9 protein-coding genes are annotated in these 17,664 nt (G+C 66.5%); 6 read left to right on the forward strand and 3 right to left on the reverse strand.

The genetic code is table 11. From position 1 onward, the window contains the following. The first annotated feature begins 177 nt into the window (after positions 1–177). The 3 genes from E3T49_RS05585 to E3T49_RS05595 all read left to right on the forward strand — a co-directional run bounded on the left by E3T49_RS05585 (position 178) and on the right by E3T49_RS05595 (position 6,993). Positions 178–4,227: a LamG-like jellyroll fold domain-containing protein gene (locus tag E3T49_RS05585; protein WP_134423979.1), complete on the forward strand. Its 4,050-nt coding sequence runs from the start codon at positions 178–180 to the stop codon at positions 4,225–4,227. Between the two features lie 162 nt (positions 4,228–4,389). Next, entirely contained in the window at positions 4,390–6,402 is a 2,013-nt protein-coding gene (recQ, locus tag E3T49_RS05590) for a DNA helicase RecQ (protein WP_134424001.1), read from the forward strand. Positions 6,403–6,408: 6 nt separating this feature from the next. Further along, positions 6,409–6,993, forward strand: coding sequence for a class I SAM-dependent methyltransferase (locus E3T49_RS05595; protein WP_134423980.1), 585 nt, complete (start codon positions 6,409–6,411; stop codon positions 6,991–6,993). Between the two features lie 5 nt (positions 6,994–6,998). Here the strand turns inward: E3T49_RS05595 and E3T49_RS05600 are convergent, their stop codons facing one another. Next, positions 6,999–9,701, reverse strand: a complete 2,703-nt coding sequence (locus E3T49_RS05600) for a cation-translocating P-type ATPase (protein WP_134423981.1) — start codon at positions 9,699–9,701, stop codon at positions 6,999–7,001. A gap of 274 nt (positions 9,702–9,975) precedes the next feature. Here E3T49_RS05600 and E3T49_RS05605 point away from each other — a divergent pair, with 274 nt between their 5' ends. From E3T49_RS05605 to E3T49_RS05615, 3 genes are all read left to right on the forward strand, one after another. After that, on the forward strand, positions 9,976–12,141 hold the full coding sequence (locus E3T49_RS05605) for an acyl-CoA dehydrogenase family protein (RefSeq protein ID WP_134424002.1): 2,166 nt from the start codon (positions 9,976–9,978) through the stop codon (positions 12,139–12,141). A 119-nt stretch (positions 12,142–12,260) separates the two neighbouring features. Beyond that, positions 12,261–13,217, forward strand: coding sequence for a prolyl aminopeptidase (pip, locus tag E3T49_RS05610; protein ID WP_134423982.1), 957 nt, complete (start codon positions 12,261–12,263; stop codon positions 13,215–13,217). Positions 13,218–13,565: 348 nt separating this feature from the next. Further along, on the forward strand, positions 13,566–15,446 hold the full coding sequence (locus tag E3T49_RS05615; RefSeq protein ID WP_166785479.1) for a glycoside hydrolase family 71 protein: 1,881 nt from the start codon (positions 13,566–13,568) through the stop codon (positions 15,444–15,446). A gap of 6 nt (positions 15,447–15,452) precedes the next feature. Here E3T49_RS05615 and E3T49_RS05620 read toward each other — a convergent pair whose 3' ends face one another. Both E3T49_RS05620 and E3T49_RS05625 read right to left on the reverse strand, forming a co-directional pair. Continuing rightward, on the reverse strand, positions 15,453–16,049 hold the full coding sequence (locus E3T49_RS05620; RefSeq protein ID WP_134423984.1) for an arsenate reductase/protein-tyrosine-phosphatase family protein: 597 nt from the start codon (positions 16,047–16,049) through the stop codon (positions 15,453–15,455). A gap of 86 nt (positions 16,050–16,135) precedes the next feature. Next, the gene (locus tag E3T49_RS05625) at positions 16,136–17,656 is read right to left on the reverse strand and encodes a tyrosine-protein kinase domain-containing protein (protein ID WP_166785480.1); all 1,521 of its coding nucleotides are present in this window, start codon (positions 17,654–17,656) and stop codon (positions 16,136–16,138) included. Positions 17,657–17,664 lie beyond the last annotated feature (8 nt).

Here is a 17,664-nt window from a genome sequence, read left to right on the forward strand (position 1 = left end):
CACGCCATGCCCTTGTGCGCTCGGCTCGGTGCCAATACGGTGCGTGCCAGTTGCGTTCTTCCCGCGTCGGAGATCACCCGATTCCCCCGACGTTCGAGGTTCGTGACGAGTTCTGTTTACCCGCCGCCTTCCACGGACCCTAACGTGATCGGTCGCCTACCCGAGGGATAAATAGCTATGCGAAAATCAATAAGTGTCGTGGCGGCCGTGGCCGTTGTGGCGGGTATGATTCTGGCGGCTCCGACCGCGCTCCCGGCCTCGGCCACCTCCGCCGACGTGCATTTCAGCGCGGACAACCTGCCCACCTGGCAGGCCAACGGCGTCGTGTACGCCGTCGCCCACTCGAACGGGAGGGTCGTCGCCGGCGGAACGTTCTCCCAGGTGCGGCCTCCGACGGGGGGCGCCGGCGAGGCGCGAAACCTGAACGCGCTGGCCATCTTCGACGCGGAAACGGGGGCGCCGGACAACTGCCAGCTGCCGGCCGCCCTCACAGGTGGAACGGCCACCATCCGCGCCGTGGTGGCCTCACCCGACGGCAATACGATCTACGTCGGCGGCAACTTCAGTAGCATCGGCGGCGTCAACGTCAACCGTATAGCCGCCATCGACCCGGTGACCTGCACGGTCAGGCCCTTCCGGGTCAGCGCCGTATCCTCGTTCGTCTACGGCCTCGCCGTGACAGAGAACACGGTGTACCTGGCCGGGGCATTCACGACCGTTGCGTCCGCGCCCCGCGAACGATTCGCCGCGGTCAACGCTACGACCGGGGCCCTCCTGCCCTGGGTGGCGAACGCGGAACTGGCCGGTCGCGCCGTCACGGTGTCGCCCGACCGCACAAAGGTCGCCCTCGGCGGTGACTTCTTCACCGTCAACGGTGCCGACTCACATGCCCTCGCAGTGGTCGACGCCGTCACCGGAGCCAACGTTCGCACCTACCCCGTCGGATTCATCCACCGCAACTCCGTCACCCGTGCCCTCGCCTCTGACGACACAGCGTTCTACGCCGGTGCCGAGGGAACCGGCGGCGGCGTCTTCGACGGCGCGTTGTCGATTGACTGGACCACACTCGACCAACGTTGGCGTAACACCTGCCTCGGCGCCACCCAGGCCGTGTTGCCCTACCAGGGCACGCTTTACCAGGCGAGCCACCGCCACGACTGCTCCAGCATGAACGAGTTCCAGGATGGCCTGCGGTACTATTTCAACGCATCGCGGACCGACAACCCGACCCATTTGGGCTGGTTTCCCGCGGCGAACGACGGCATCGGTGAAGGCATCGGGCCGCGGGCGCTGACGGTGGCGATCGGTCGAACGACCGGCCAAACCTATCTCTGGTCCGGCGGCGAGTTCACCTCGATCAATGGTGCAGCGCAGCAGAGCCTGACCCGGTTCGGAACGACCGACTCCGGCGCTCCGCCCATTGCGCCGGTCGCGGCCGAGGCTCTGACCTCTGGAGCTATTCAGGTGCGGGTGCGCTCCGTGGTCGACCCTGACGACAGCCTGCTCACCTACCGTATCTTCCGTAACAACGGCGCGACCCCGGTCTGGACCGGGACGGCATCGTCGCTCTGGTGGACCCGCCCGCAGATCACCTTCGTCGACAACGCCGTGACCCCTGGAACGAATTACACCTACCGGGTCACCGTCAGCGACGGTGTCAACACCAGTGGCCTCTCCGCCACGGCGTCTGCCCGGGCGGTGGCCAAGCCGGTGGACTACGCCGGCCAGGTCATCGCCGATGGCCCGAAACTCTACTGGCGTTACGACGAGGCGACCGGGGTGTGGGCGCAGGACAAGTCCGGCGACAGCACGACCGGTCTGAACGGCCTCTACGAGAACGACGTCCGCCGCGACACGGTGGGAGCGATTCCCGGAGACGCGAGCACGGCTGGGCAATTCGACGGATCGAATGACTACGTCTGGAGCGACCAGATGAAACCGGCCCCCGGTACGTACTCGATCGAGACCTGGTTCAAGACGAATACCACCCGCGGTGGAAAACTCGTCGGCTACGGGAACGGCCGGCCACGCACCAACACGGGCGGTATCCAGACGAGTTCCAGCTACGACCGGCATGTCTACATGGAGAACTCCGGACGCATCCGGTTCGGCGTCTACACCGGCACGACGCAGACAATCCGCACAGCCACCTCCTACAACGACAATGCGTGGCACCACCTCGTGGCCACGCAGGGACCCAACGGCATGGTGCTCTACGTAGACGGTGTCGCTGTCGGCCAGAACTCCATCGCGACGGCGCAGACCTACTACGGCACCTGGCGGGTCGGCGGTGACAATCTGAGCTCCTGGCCCGGCGCGCCGAGCAGTCGGTACTTCGCCGGAGCCATCGACGACACCGCGATCTACGACTTCCCGTTGACGCACCAGCAGGTGGTCAAGCACTACTCACTTGCCGGTGGCGCCGTCACCGTCAATGAAACGCCGGCGGACTCCTACGGTGCTGCTGTCTTTACCGACGGAGCCGATATGTACTGGCGCCTCGAAGAGACGGCCGGGACGGTCGCGAATGACTCGTCGTTCCTGGGTCAACGCGATGGAGCCTACGGCGCCCTCGTGGAGAAGCAGCAGGCAGGTCTCGTCAACGGTGGGTCCGCCGTGCGCGCCACGGGCTCGCCCCTGAGCGTTGTTGCATCTGCGCAAACCGGGGCGCCGACGTCGTTCTCGGCCGAAGGCTGGTTCAGGACCGGCACCACGAGCGGGGGGAAGCTGATCGGCTTCGAAAACACCGCCACCGGGACCGGCAGCAGCTACGACAAGCAGGTCTACATGACCGACAACGGCAGCCTGATCTTCGGCGTCTACAACAACGGGTACCAGACGGTCCAGACACCCGGCAGCTACAACGACAATCTGTGGCACCACGTCGTCGCCTCCCAGGGACCCGCCGGCATGACCCTGCACGTCGACGGTGTCCTCACCGGGACCAATGTCACCTCGGTCAACCAGGCGTTCGCTGGATACTGGAGGGCGGGCGGCGGTAACCTCACCGCGTGGCCGCAGCGGCCGTCGAGCGACTACTTCGCCGGCGACCTCGATGAGATCGCGATTTACCCGCGGAGTCTGACCGGAGCGCAGGTCGCGTCGCATTACACCCTGGGCGTCAATGACACCGAGGCTCCGACAGTGCCACAATCCGTTGAAGCTGCACTGGTCGACGGCGGCGCCCACGTGACCTGGGCGGCATCCAGCGACAACATCGCCGTCACGGGCTACCGAGTTCACCGCGGGAGCGCAGCCGACTTCACCGTCGGCGACGCAAACAAGGTCTACGAGGGGCCGACGACCGAGTGGACCGACCCGGCATTGGGCACAGGCACCTATTTCTACAAGGTGGTGGCGATCGACGCGGTCGGCAACACCAGCGGCCCCAGCGAGCCCGCCCAGGTCATTGTGGCCGACACCGAGGCCCCGTCAACCCCGCAGGGAGTGAGCGCAACCGCGTCCGGCGGTACCGTGACACTGAACTGGACGACCTCGTCCGACAACGTGGCCGTCACGGGGTATGAGGTGCATCGCGATGCATCAGCGGACTTCGTCGCCGGCCCGTCGACCCGGATCGCCGAGACGACTTCGGCGAGCTACGCCGACTCCGGCCTGGATGTCGGTACCTACCATTACAGGGTGCTGGCGATGGATGCGGCGGGCAACCTGAGCGAGGCGTCCGCGTCGGCCTCGGCCACGGTCGCCGCCGCTCCGGTGGACCCGGTGGTCATCTCCGTGCCGGTGAGTGAGGATGCCATGGTGGCCCAGGTGAATCCGAACTTCGCCTACGGCAGTTCCAACCAGCTGTCTGCCCGAGGAGGCACGTCTGCTATCGAGTCGTACCTGAAGTTCGCGCTCCCTGCCGCGCCGGCGGGCATGACGCTCACCGGCGCGACACTTCAGGTGCGAACGTCGACGGACAGCACCGCAGCATCGACTGATGCCCACACCTTCAGGATCCTGCTTGGCGAGTGGAGCCAGGGCACGGTGACATGGGGCAACCGGCCAACGGGCCGCGGACCGGACCTGGGGATCCTGACGGGAGCGACGGCCCTGAACGCGAACTACTCGGTGGACCTGAACGCCGCGGAACTGAGCGGGATGACCGGCACCACAGTCTCGTTCGCCATGGTGTCCGGGGGCGGCGACAACGTGAGGCTGTGGTCGAATGAGGCACCCGCCGCCGCCGCCCGCCCGCTGCTGACGCTCACCTACACGCAATAGCAGCGCCGACCTGAGCAGGGACCTGCCGGCGAACCATCGCACCGCGATGAATCGCCGGCAGGTCCCTGGCTTCGGCGGCTAACCCGTCCGCCCCGCCCATCCGTGGGGCGCGGCCGTGTCGGAGGGCGCAGGTAGAGTTGCCGGGTGAGTTGGAACGCCGAAATGCCGTGGGACCCTGACGAGATCGAGCCACCCGACGAGTTCGACGCCCCGCCGCCACCCGACGGTTATTCCGGGGGAGCCACGGCGTGGGAGTCCGCTCCGGCAGGTCAGCCAGGCCCGGCCGGTCGCACCGGCGCATCCGCGCTGCGCACGCCCGCAGCCCCGCCCGCAACCGCCACCGCGAAGTTCGCGACCGCCGCCGAGGCCCTGCGCACGGTCTTCGGCTACGACTCCTTCCGCGGTGAGCAGGCCGCCATCATCGATCAGGTCATCGGCGGAAACGACGCGGTCGTGTTGATGCCCACCGGCGGCGGTAAGAGCCTCTGCTATCAGATCCCCTCGCTCGTGCGCGAGGGCACCGGTATCGTCATCTCGCCGCTGATCGCCCTCATGCAAGACCAGGTCGACGCGCTCACCGCCGTGGGCGTGCGTGCCGCGTTCCTCAACTCCAGCCAGGACTCCGCCGCCCGCGGCCAGGTCGAGCGCGACTACCTCGCCGGCAACCTCGACCTGCTCTACGTGGCGCCCGAGCGACTCTCCTCCGAGGCCACCAAGCGCTTCCTCGACCGGGGCACCATCGCCCTGTTCGCCATCGACGAAGCCCACTGCGTGTCGCAGTGGGGGCACGACTTCCGGCCCGACTACCTGGCCCTGTCCGAACTGGCCGACCGCTGGCCCGACGTGCCCCGCATCGCGCTCACGGCCACGGCCACCGACGCCACCCACAAAGAAATCACCACCCGACTGCAGATGGGCGACGCCCGGCACTTCGTCGCCAGCTTCGACCGGCCCAACATCCAGTACCGCATCGTCGGCAAGGCCGAGCCGCGCAAGCAGCTGCTGGCCTTCATCAAAGCCGAGCACCCCACGGATGCCGGCATCGTCTACGCCCTCAGCCGCAAGACCGTCGAGGCGACCGCCGACTTCCTGCGCCAGAACGGGCTGAACGCGCTGCCCTACCACGCGGGCCTCGACCAGGGCCTGCGCGCCCGCACCCAGTCCCGGTTCCTCCGCGAGGAGGGCGTCATCATCGTCGCCACGATCGCGTTCGGCATGGGCATCGACAAACCGGATGTACGCTTCGTCGCCCACATCGACCTGCCCAAATCCGTCGAGGGCTACTACCAGGAGACCGGCCGCGCTGGCCGTGACGGCCTGCCCTCCACCGGCTGGCTCACCTACGGTCTGCAGGACGTCGTGCAGCAGCGCCGCATGATCGACGAGTCGCCCGGCGACCTCGGCCACCGGCGCAAACTCTCCGCCCACCTCGACGCCATGCTTGCGCTCTGCGAGACCGTCAGTTGCCGCCGGGTCAACCTGCTGCGCTACTTCGGACAGGCGAGCGAGCCCTGCGGCAACTGCGATACCTGCCTCGAGCCGCCCGTCGGCTGGGACGGCACCGTCCCCGCCCAGAAACTGCTCTCCACCGTGGTGCGCCTGCTGCGCGAACGCAACCAGCGGTTCGGCGCGGGCCAGCTCATCGACATCCTGCGCGGCAAGGTCACCCCGCGCACCACCCAGCACAGTCACGACCAGCTGGCCACCTGGGGCATCGGCGCCGACCTCAGCGACCAGCAGTGGCGCGGCGTCGTGCGGCAGCTGCTGGCCCAGGGTTTCCTGGCCACCTCCGGCGAGTACGGCACTCTGGTGCTGACGGATGCCGCGGCGGAGGTTCTCGCGGGCCGCCGCACCGTCGAGCTCCGCACCGAGCCCGAGCGTGCCGCCCGCCCGGCGGCAGGGGCTCGCAAGAGCGCGGCGAAGGCCGCCGCGGCCGACCTCAGCCCGGAGCAGGAGACCCTCTTCGAGGCACTGCGGGTTTGGCGGTCGGCCCAATCGAAGGAGCAGGGCGTTCCCGCCTACATCATCTTCGGCGACGCGACCCTGCTGGCCATCGCCGCGCAGAAGCCGGCCACCCTGGCCGACCTTGACGGCATCTCCGGCGTCGGCGCCAAGAAGCTCGATGCCTACGGCTCCGCACTACTCGAGGTCGTCGCCGCCGGCACGGCCGGGTAGCGACGCATGGACTGGACTGAGTTCTACGACAACCAGGCCGGGCGAGCCGCGCGGCCGGTCCTGCTGCAGGCCCTTGAGTTGTGCGGAGTCGATCAGCCCGGAACCGCACTCGACCTGGGCTGCGGCGAGGGAACCGAGTCCCGCCATCTGCTGGTGAACGGATGGCGTGTGCACGCGTTCGACGCCGACCCCGCAGCCGAGGCGCGCGTCAAGGCAGGTCTCGACGAAGACCAGCTCGGTCGGCTGGCCTTCCTCCAGGCCCGGTTCGAGGGGCTCGGAGAACTCCCCGCGGCTGATCTCGTCTACTCCGGATTCGCCCTGCCATTCTGCGACCCGGTGGCCTTTCCTGGCGTGTGGGCCGGCATCCGTTCAGCGCTGAAGCCCGGCGCCGTGATAGCTGCCGAGCTCTTCGGCCCGCACGACTCATGGGCAGACCGCGCAGACATGAATTTTCACGACCGAGCGGCCGTCGAGGTGCTGCTCTCGGGGCTCGACGTGCGCAGCCTCGTCGAAGACGACCGCCCCGGCCAGTCCGGCCTTGGCCCCAAGCACTGGCACGTCTTCCACATCATTGCCCGCAACCCCGACTGACGCGTTCACGCCTGCCCGCCGGTCAGTGAGCCGACACCGACCGCCGACGCCGTCCGCCGGCGCGACCAGCGGCGCACGAACTTCTCCACTTCGACGATGACCAGCACGGTGGATCCCACCGCGGCGCAGATCGCCCATTCGCCGGCCGACAGCGCGGTCAGGCCCAGCACGTTTGCGGACGCAGACCAGGTCATCGCGCCCCAGTGCAACAGCAGCGTGCCCAGCGAGGCGACGATCAGCGGTTTGTTCGCCAGGAATCTTAATTGGAATAGGGATTTCAGCTCCGCGCGGGAACTGAACACCTGGAAGAAGTTGAAGAGCACGAGCATCGTGAGGGAGAACGTGCGGGCATGCTCGAGGCTGTAGCCGGCGCGCAGATTGAGGATGAAGGCGAGGAGAGCGCCGACGGCCATCCACAGCCCCGTGATCGCGGCCCGGAACCAGAGGGTGCGGGACAGCAGGCCCTCCGTACGCGCTCGTGGCGGCCGGGTGAGTTCGTCGCCTTCGCCCGGTTCCAGGGCGAGTCCGATGTCCTGCACACCCTTGGTGACCAGGTTCAGCCACACCATCTGCACGGGGATGAACAGCAACGGGATGGCGGCGAAGACACTCAACGACACCGCGATCATCGCCGCTATTCCCGTGGATACCAGAAAATATGTGACTTTGCGGATGGCGGCGAACGTCACCCTGCCCTCTTCCACCGCGTGCACGATCGTGACGAAGTTGTCATCGGTGAGCACCACATCAGAGGCTTCGCGGGCCACATCCGTTCCGGACCGGCCCATGGCCACTCCGATCGTTGCCGCTTTGAGCGCCGGGGCGTCGTTGACCCCGTCGCCCGTGACGGCCACGATCCGGTCACCCCGTTTCAGCGCTTGCACGATGCGCAGCTTGTCCTTGGGGGAGACCCGGGCAGCCACGCTGGTCTGATCGAGTCGCGCCGTGAGCATATCGTCGTCGAGCTGGGCCATTTCGCTGCCTGTCAACGCGGGCTTGTCCGTCGGCAGCCCCAGCCGGGCGGCGATGGCCAGCGCCGTCACCGGGTGGTCCCCGGTGATCATTTTCACGGTGATCCCGGCCTGCTGGCACTGCTTGATCGCGTCGGCGACACCGTCGCGAGGAGGGTCGGTCATCCCCTCCATTCCCAGGAAGGTCAGCCTCGACGGTGGAGGCAAGGGCTCGCTCAGCGTCTCGTCGTCGGTGAGTGTCCTGCTCCCGGTGGCGAGTACCCGCAATCCGGCCCGGCCCATCTCCTCATTCGCCTCATGGATGTGACGCTCAACCAGGGACTCGGCTCCGTGAGCGTGTGCAACGTGGGTCGACGCCTCAAGCAGAGCCTCCGGGGAGCCTTTGACGTACAGGACGCGTTCTCCCCGGTCGTTCTCGCGCACCGTCTGTGAGCACCGCAGCTCGGGCTCATACGGCTGGTGGGCGACCGTCCGGCACGAACGCTCGCCTTCGGTGACGGCCCCGCGGCGCACCGCGACGGCGGCCATGGCCGCGTCGACCGCGTCCCCGGTGTGCTCGCCGGTCTCGAGGGAGAGGGTGGCCTCGTTGGTGAGTGCTCCAGCCCGCAGCACGGCGCGCACCAGAGGAGTGTCCTGGCCCGCCTCCGCCGTGTTCCTGACCACGTCCAGCACTCCGTCGGACGTCCAGATCTTTTCAACCGTCAGGCGGTTCTCGGTCAGGGTGCCCGTCTTGTCCGAGCCGATGATGGTCGTCGACCCCAGGGTCTCCACGGCAGGCAGGGTCCGAACAATCGCGTTTCGCCGCGCCATGCGGGACACTCCGGCGCTCAGGGCGACGGTCAACACGATGGGAAGGGATTCGGGAATGGTGGCCACGGCGAGGGCGACCGACGTGCGGAACATGATTGATGCGTCGGTGCCCAGAAGGATGCCGGTGATGAAGATGAGCACGAGTGCGACCAGGACAACGACGCCGATGAGTCGTTCCAAGTCGTGGATCAGGACCTGCAGGGGCGACTTCGAGCTCGGTCCCTGCACGAGTTTGTTGATCGTGCCGAGCGCCGTGTCCTCGCCGGTGGCAATGGCCACGCCGGCGCCCCGTCCGCTGGCCACGAAGGTGCCGCTGAACGCGATGTTGGTCTTGTCCGCGTCGACGAGCTCCTCGGCCAGCGGCTGGGTCTGCTTGGTGGCGGGCATCGATTCACCGGTCAGCATGGATTCGTCCAGTAGCAGGCCGTTGGCGTCGGTGAGTCGCATGTCCGCGACCACCCGCTCGCCGCTTTCAAGCAGCAGCAGATCGCCCGGAACAACAGTTCCGGTGTCGACGACCTGCTCGACGCCGTCGCGGCGAACCCGGCAGGTCGGCGTCGCCAGTGACCGCAGGGCCCGAACATCCCGCTCCGCCTTGCGCTCCTGAATGAAGCCCAGTGCGGCGTTGATGATGAGAACCAGGAAGATCGCAGCCGAGTCGATCCAGTGCTGTTGCACGGCCGTGATCACGGCGGCGACGAGCAGGATATAGATCAGCGGGCTTCTGAATTGCCGCAGCAGGGTGAGCCACCAGGGGGTGCTGGTGGCGAAATCGAGTTCGTTCGGCCCATGATGGCGCAACCGTTCGGCTGCCTCGTCGGAACTGAGGCCACCCGGACCGCTCCCCAACGCCTCCGAGACATCAGCGGCGCTCCGGCTGTGCCACGAGTTCTCCTGGTCGGTGACGTCACTCAGCCTGCTCGTCATTGCCGGTCCTCCACTCACACTCGATGCCATCAACTTATGCCTGATCGACCTCGGGCTATCGATCTCGGTCAAATCGGTCGGATCCCGGCGGGAGGACCGCCCCGTTTGTGGGTAAGGGTGGCCCTCAGCGCGCTACCGCTGTGGAAACCTACAAATCGAATGCCGGGCGACGCATGCTTCGTTGTAGGCCCGTCACGCACTATTTCCGTGCTTCGGGAGAGCCACCTAACGTGTAAGAAAATTTCGAGTTTCGCGCGAAGACGAAGGACCAATGATGGTTGACACTGCCCAGCGCTCCAACAGCAAGAAGCCCGCCCGCACTCCGGGCAGGACCTCTGCCAAAACGACGAAGACCCCGGCCCCGACCGCCGTCACGCCTCCCGTGGTTCCCGGCGTCGACACCGGCCCGGTCATGATCGCCGGTCAGTCCGGCGCCCCCACGGTCAACATCGAGTCGCTGCACCGCCAGCTGCTCGGTACCTGGGCCGACGTGCGCCTGCGTGCCCGTGAGCTCACGGCCCAGCCTGCGTTGCAGCGCATCGAGGGTCAGTCCATGGCCGAGCACCGTGAGCGCGTGCTCGGCCAGCTGCACATCCTGGCCGAAAACGGGCACGTGCACCGCGCGTTCCCCAAGGATCTCGGCGGCGAGGACGACCACGGCGGAAACATCGCCGGGTTCGAGGAACTCGTCACGGCCGACCCCAGCCTGCAGATCAAGGCGGGCGTGCAGTGGGGCCTGTTCGGTGCGGCGGTGCTGCACCTCGGCACGAAGAAGCACCACGACGCCTACCTGCCGGGCATCATGACCATGCAGGTCCCGGGTGTCTTCGCGATGACCGAGACCGGGCACGGCTCGGATGTCGCGGCCATCGGCACCACGGCGACCTACGACCCTGCCACGCAGGAATTCGTCATCGACACCCCGTTCCGCGCGGCGTGGAAGGACTACCTCGGCAACGCCGCGAAAGACGGCATTGCCGCCGTGCTCTTCGCCCAGCTGATCACCGCCGGCGTCAACCATGGCGTGCACGCCTTCTGGCTGCCGCTCCGCGACGAATCCGGGGCCTTCCTGCCCGGCATCGGCGGCGAGGACGACGGTCTCAAGGGTGGCCTCAACGGTATCGACAACGGCCGGCTCCACTTCGACGGGGTGCGCATCCCGCGCGAGAACCTGCTCAACCGGTACGGCGACGTCTCCGAGGACGGCACCTACTCCAGCCCGATCTCCAGCCCCGGCCGCCGCTTCTTCACCATGCTCGGCACCCTCGTGCAGGGCCGCGTGTCGCTCGACGGTGCCGCCACCCAGGCCTCTGCGATGGCCCTCACGATCGCCATCACCTACGGCAGCCAGCGCCGGCAGTTCAACGCGGGCAGCGACACCGACGAGGAGGTCATCCTCGACTACCAGCGCCATCAGCGACGCCTGCTGCCGCGCCTGGCCACGACATATGCGCACACGTTCGCCCACGACGAGTTCCTGGTCAAGTTCGACCAGGTCTTCAGCGGCCAGGCCGACACGGATGCCGACCGGCAGGACCTCGAAACCCTCGCCGCCGCCCTCAAGCCGCTCTCGACCTGGCACGCTCTCGACACCCTGCAGGAGGCTCGCGAGGCCTGCGGCGGCGCCGGGTTCCTGGCCGAGAACCGGCTGGTCGGCCTCCGCGCCGACCTGGACGTCTTCGCCACCTTCGAGGGTGACAACAACGTGCTGCTCCAGCTCGTCGCCAAGCGTCTGCTCACCGACTACAGCCGCAAGTTCGCCTCGGCCGGCCCAGGCGTGCTCGCCCGCTACGTCGTGCAGCAGGCCGCCGGCCGCGCCTACCACGGCACCGGGCTCCGCACCCTCGGCCAGTCGGTCGCCGACTTCGGCTCCACCGCTCGCTCGGTGGGCCACCTCCGCGACACCGCGGTGCAGCGGGAACTGCTCACCGACCGGGTTGAGACGATGATCGCGGAGATCGCCGGCAAGCTCCGCTCGGCCGGCAAGCTGCCGGCGAAGGATGCCGCGGCCCTCTTCAACGCGAACCAGAACCAGCTGATCGAGGCTGCCCGTTCGCACGGGGAGCTTCTGCAGTGGGAGGCGTTCACCCGGGCGGTCGAGACCACCGAGGACGCCGGCACGAAGCAGGTCCTGACCTGGCTGCGCGATCTGTTCGGCCTCGGGCTGGTGGAGAAGCACCTGGCCTGGTACCTGGTCCACGGGCGCATGTCGGCGCAGCGGGCGCAGTCGGTCACGGCCTACATCGACCGCATCATCGCCCGGCTCCGTCCGCACGCCGTCGACCTGGTCGACGCGTTCGGCTACAGCCAGGACCACCTCCGGTCGGCAATCGCCAGCGGTGCCGAACAGGAGCGCCAGAACGAGGCCAGGGACTACTACGCCACCCAGCGCGCCAGCGGAACCGCCCCTCGCGCCGAGAAGGCCCCGGCCAGAAAATAGCCCCGTTCCGGTCGAGAGTGCCCGTTCCGCGGGTCACTCTCGACCGGAACGGGCACTCTCGCAGGGAACCCGGTTCCGGCCGATTCCGCGCCGGTGCACCCGGCGAATAGGCTCGGGGTATGCGCACCTTCTATCCCGAGATCGAACCCTACGAAACCGGACTGCTCGAGGTCGGTGACGGGCAGACCATTTATTGGGAGGCATCCGGCAATCCCGACGGCAAGCCGGCGGTTTATCTGCACGGAGGCCCGGGCGGCGGGTCGAGCCCCAAGCAGCGGCGCGTTTTCGACCCGGAGAAGTACCGCATCATCCTCTTCGACCAGCGTGGCTGCGGTCAGAGCACGCCGCACGCAAGCGCGGCGGATGCCGACCTCAGCACCAACACAACCTGGCACCTGGTCGCCGACCTGGAAAAACTGCGCGAGCACCTCGGCATCGACCGCTGGCTGGTCTGCGGCGGCTCGTGGGGCAGCACCCTCAGCCTCGCCTACGCCGAAAGACACCCCGACCGCGTCACCGAACTCGTGTTGCGCGGCATCTTCACGCTGCGGCCGATGGAGCTCGACTGGTTCTACGAGGGTGGCGCCGCGGCGATCTACCCGGATCTCTGGGAGAGCTTCATCGCGCCGGTTCCGGTGGCCGAGCGCGGTCATCTGATCAAGGCCTACGGGCGCCTGCTGCATGACCCCGACCAGTACGTGCGGGAGCGTGCCGGCGTGGCCTGGTCCACGTGGGAGTCGTCGACCATCACGCTCCTGCAGCAGCCCGACACCATCGCGCGCTTCACCGAGCCCGCGTTCGCGGTGGCCTTTGCGCGTATCGAGAACCACTACTTCACCAACCTGGGCTGGTTCGAGCCGAACCAGCTCATCCGCGACGCGGACCGCCTGAAGGACATCCCCGGCGTCATCGTGCAGGGCCGCTATGACATGTGCACCCCGGCATTCACCGCCTGGGACCTGCACCAGAACTGGCCGGAAGCGGATTTCAAGCTGATTCCGGATGCCGGTCACTCCTTCGACGAGCCCGGGAACCTGGATGCCATCATCGAGGCCACGGATCGCTTCGCCGGTTGAGCCCTGCTTGGACAGGCCCGACAGTGACACGGTCAACCGAGGGCCACGTTCAAAGCTGAGGATTACCCCCGAATAGGGGGCGCGAAATTGTGAATCGATATAAGCTCACCATTCTGGGTCGCTCGCCGGCGACGAGGAATGGAAAGAGATATTTTGAACTTCAAGAGTCACGGTCGACCGCCCAGAGGGCACGGAACAGCGACCAGGACCGGTGATCGTCCGGGGCTCCGGGTCGCTCTCGCGTCAATCGCCGGCCTGGCGATGGTTTTCGCACTCATCGTCCCCGGCGCAGCGACCGCCGCACCCGCACCTGCACCCGCGCAAGCGGCAGCAGACGCTGCGGTGGTCTTGAACCCGACCGAGGCCAGTTTCACGACCGTTCGTCAGCCGGGCACTGCACACGCCCAGTATCCCTACTTGAGCGCAACGAACACGGCGGACCGGACGTACCTGAAGTTCAAAACCGACGCTCTCGGCCCCGACAAAAAGATCGTTTCCGCAACGCTGGAATTCACGGTCGCCAGTACCGGTGCGACCCGGCCCGGCGTTCAGGTCTACCCGACGTCCTCGGCGTGGACGTCCAATCGGCTCACCCGCAACAATCAGCCGGCCCTTCAGAATGCCCCGCTCAGTGACGGGTCGATCCGGGCGGTAGCCGGAAAAACCATCCGCGTTCCGCTCGGCAATCTGGCCACGATCAGTACAACCGGACCCACCTCATTCGCGGTCGGATACACGCAGGTGGGGGTCGGCACCACATTCAAAAAGGGTGCCTCCGGCCCCCGGCTTCATCTCGTGGTGAAGGATGTCAGGGAGGCTTCCCCGGTCACTTCCCCTACGCCCCCTCCGGTCGCTGCCCCCACCGCTCCCGTCAATTCTGGCGCGCTCCCGATAGCGGTCGCACCCATCGGAACGACGGCTAAGAAAGTCTTCGCGCATTACTTTCCGCCGTATCCGGTGTCGTTCGACAACAAGCCGCCGGCGTCTGACTACTACGCCGTCAACTACCTTCAGCCGGGCGGGGAGAGTGGCAAACACGCTTCCTATGGGGGGCTGCTCCGTGACCGACCCGAAAAGCGCGATCCGCTGACGGGGGACTGGCAGGCGAGGGATTTCCTGGATGAGGTGAACGATGCGGCTGATGCGGGCATCGACGGCTTCACCGTGGATATCATGAGCTTGTCGGGTCAGAATTGGACCCGTACCGTCGGAGTCATGCAGGCGGCGGCGGCGGCCAACCGCAATTTCGTTGTCGTGCCGAACATCGATGCCAGCGCAAGCGTCGCCACAGCCACACCCACCGACGTGGCGATGAAGCTGTCCCAGCTGTTCGCGTCGCCGGCCGCGTACCGACTGAGCACCGGTGAATACGTGCTGTCCTCGTTCAAGGCCGAGGCACAGTCGCCCCAGTGGTGGTCAGACATCGCGACCGTGCTCAAGACGAAGTATGGAATCAAGGTGGCCTTCATCGCCGTCTTCAACAACGCGAGTGACGCAAACATGAAAAGCTTCGCTCCGATCAGCTATGCCCTGGGGAACTGGGGCTCACGGACACCGGTGACGGTCGCCTCGGGCGCGAACAACGCAGCCAAGGCCCGGGCACTCGGCGTGAAATGGATGTCCCCTGTCGCCGTACAGGATGTTCGGCCCAACGGTGGCAAGTACGCGGAGGCCGGGAACACGGAGACCCTGCGCGCGAGTTGGAACCGCGCGATCACCGACGGCGCCGACTTCGTGCAGATGGTGACGTGGAATGACTACAGCGAATCGACATCCTTCGCGCCGTCGGAAGCGCACGGTGAGGCTTTCCTGGATATCAGCGCCTATTTCGTGCGCCAGTTCAAGATGGGGTCTCCGCCCGCCGTCACCGGTGACGCGTTGTACGTGACGCACCGCATTCAGCCGTTCGCCGCACAACCATCGACTCCGAGCCGGCTGATGGTGCCGACTCTGGATGGGACCGCCATGGCACCTCGTGACACCGTCGAAGTTCTCACTCTGCTCCGCGCGCCGGCCAGCGTCACAGTCAACATCGGTGGCACCAAGCGCACCTTTGATGCTCCCGCCGGCTTGTCTGCCGTGACCTTTCCGCTGCTGCTGGGATCGGTCTCGGCCACCGCGAGCCGAAGCGGCACACCGATTGCGACCGTGAATTCCCCCTTCCGGGTCGTCAGCACTCCCAATGTGCAGGACCTCCAGTACTACGCGGTCAGCAGTTTAGGTCGGTAATGGCGGTCACGGCCGACTGGTCAGATCGGCCAGGGACGCAACGATGGTCCGCACCGGATCGTGCATACCGTCCAGGGCGCGCCGATAGACAGCTCGCGATCCGTTCCAGGGATCTTCCACATCGTCGGTCGCACCTCCGGCTGGCTGAGTGGTGCCGCGCAGCCCTGCGACGTGTTGGACCAAATCCCGGAGGGGTCGTCCGTCCGGCATCTCCGGGGGGGCGATCGCAGTGAGCCGGGCGAATTGGCGCAGGGTGAAGACCCTCCGGAGAGCGGGCGGGAAAAGTCGGGCGACCTCGGACCTGTGCGACGCCTCCGCTGTCAGGATGACGTCAGCGTGTTCGACGAGTGCACGCGTGAGGATCTGAGCGCGAAACCGGCTCCCGTCGATGCCGTCCTCTGCCAGTGCCTCCAGAATCGGATCGGCCATGGGATGCCCGATCAGGGCTTGGGTCCCGGCGGACACCACCTCTACATGGGAGATCCCCTGTGCGGCCAGCCCATGCCGGATGGCGTATTCCATGTACGGTGATCGGCACACGTTTCCCGTGCAGACGACGAGAATCGTTTCTCGGTTGCCCCGATAAGCTGCTTGATCGACCATGGCTCCTGCCCGCAACGCGTTGGATTGATGCAGTGGTGATGTGGTTGTCCCCCCTGCGCAGCCGTGTGGCGACGCGTGCCCGTGTCTCAGCCGGGCAGGCTCGGCACGACTTCCCGGTCCTTCGTCCGATGTTCCGGTTTTCTGGTCCGGCGCTCAGATTGAGCGTGCCCGGAAGTCTGCCCGTATGTCTGGTATCGGCCTCGAGTGCCGGCCGGGACGAAGTTGGCGATCACGCCGAGAATCGGTGCGCCACTCGTGGTCAACGCGTCCATCGCCATTTTGAGCTCTCGCGTCTCGACGCGGTCCACCCCGACGACGAGGATCGCTCCTCCGAACGCCCGGGCGACCACGGCCGCATCGGTCACCGGCATGAGCGGAGGGCAATCAATGATGACGACGTCGAAACGAGCCTTGAGGGTTCTCAGGAGGTTCTGGGCCTGGTTGGACTCAAGCAACTCGCTGGGGTTGGGAGGCACCTGTCCCGAGAGCAACACCTGGAGCTGGTGCGGGCCCCAGGACTGAAGGGCTTCGTCGAGAGTCGCGTCACCAGCGAGAATCGTGGTCAGGCCGACACCCCCTTCAAGGTCAAGGTAGTCACCCAGGGCCGGCTTCCTGAGGTCGGCCTCAACGAGACAGGTTGCGATTCCTGACGCGGCCAAGGTGACAGCGAGGTTGGCCGAGGTCGTACTCTTGCCCTCTCCGGGAATGGACGACGTGACGACGAAAACCTTATGGCTCTCATCCGGATGCAGAAAATGGACGTTCGTCCTGATCTGACGGTATTCCTCCGACCGGAGCGATTGGCTGTTCGACTGAGAGAAGAGTGGACTCGTCACGGCGGCCTTGTCGTCCGAGACCGTGCCGAGGATCGTCAGGTTCGTGATCTCTTTCAGGTGATCGACTGACCGGACCTTGGCACTGATCAGCTCCGCGATCGCCGTGAAGCCGAGGCCGGCCAACAGGCCCAGGATCCCGGCGAATGCCAGCACGACGCGAGGGTTGGGCGCCGACGGCGACGTGGGCACCCGAGCGGGCTGCACGACCTGCAGATTAACCGGCGAAGACCCGTCACTGCGCTTGGGTACGAGCCGGATCACCGTATTGGCCAGACTGGTGCCGACGGCGTCTGCTGTGGCTGCGGCGCGGGCGGGAGACGAGTCGGTCACGGAGATGGAGATCATCGACGAGTTAAGAGGAACAGAGGCTGAAATCCGGTCACTCAGTTCGTCCGGTGTCGTTTTGAGTCCGAGGGCTGTGATCACGGGGACGAGCACAATGTCCCGCTGGGCGACGATGCTGTAGTTGCGAGCCTGTTGCTGCGCAAAATTACTGCCCTGAGCGAGGTCGGCGGTGTTGTCCCCGCTCACGGTGGATACGAAAAGCTCAGTTTTCGCGGTGTATTCGGGGGGCGTCACGACCACGTACGCAGAGCCGATGACGACACCGAGCAGGGACAACGCAGCGATCACGAACCATCGTTTGCGCACCAAAATCCAGAATCCACTGTGAGTCACCCGGCCGCCTCCGTTTCGATGCCCGTCAGATTTGCTGCGGCATTCAAGTGCAGGATACCCACACGGGTGCCCGAAAACGTCACGACGTGTCATTATGAGCG

The sequence above is a fragment of the Cryobacterium cryoconiti genome, from assembly GCF_004403065.1.
Lineage (GTDB): Bacteria > Actinomycetota > Actinomycetes > Actinomycetales > Microbacteriaceae > Cryobacterium > Cryobacterium cryoconiti.

Bases quoted from the DNA above. Each gene is read 5' to 3' on its own strand.
- E3T49_RS05595 (WP_134423980.1), top strand. From the start codon at position 6,409: ATGGACTGGACTGAGTTCTACGACAACCAGGCCGGGCGAGCCGCGCGG.
- E3T49_RS05605 (WP_134424002.1), top strand. From the start codon at position 9,976: ATGGTTGACACTGCCCAGCGCTCCAACAGCAAGAAGCCCGCCCGCACT.
- E3T49_RS05620 (WP_134423984.1), bottom strand. From the start codon at position 16,049: ATGGTCGATCAAGCAGCTTATCGGGGCAACCGAGAAACGATTCTCGTC.
- E3T49_RS05585 (WP_134423979.1), top strand. From the start codon at position 178: ATGCGAAAATCAATAAGTGTCGTGGCGGCCGTGGCCGTTGTGGCGGGT.
- pip (WP_134423982.1), top strand. From the start codon at position 12,261: ATGCGCACCTTCTATCCCGAGATCGAACCCTACGAAACCGGACTGCTC.
- recQ (WP_134424001.1), top strand. From the start codon at position 4,390: ATGCCGTGGGACCCTGACGAGATCGAGCCACCCGACGAGTTCGACGCC.
- E3T49_RS05600 (WP_134423981.1), bottom strand. From the start codon at position 9,701: ATGACGAGCAGGCTGAGTGACGTCACCGACCAGGAGAACTCGTGGCAC.
- E3T49_RS05625 (WP_166785480.1), bottom strand. From the start codon at position 17,656: ATGACACGTCGTGACGTTTTCGGGCACCCGTGTGGGTATCCTGCACTT.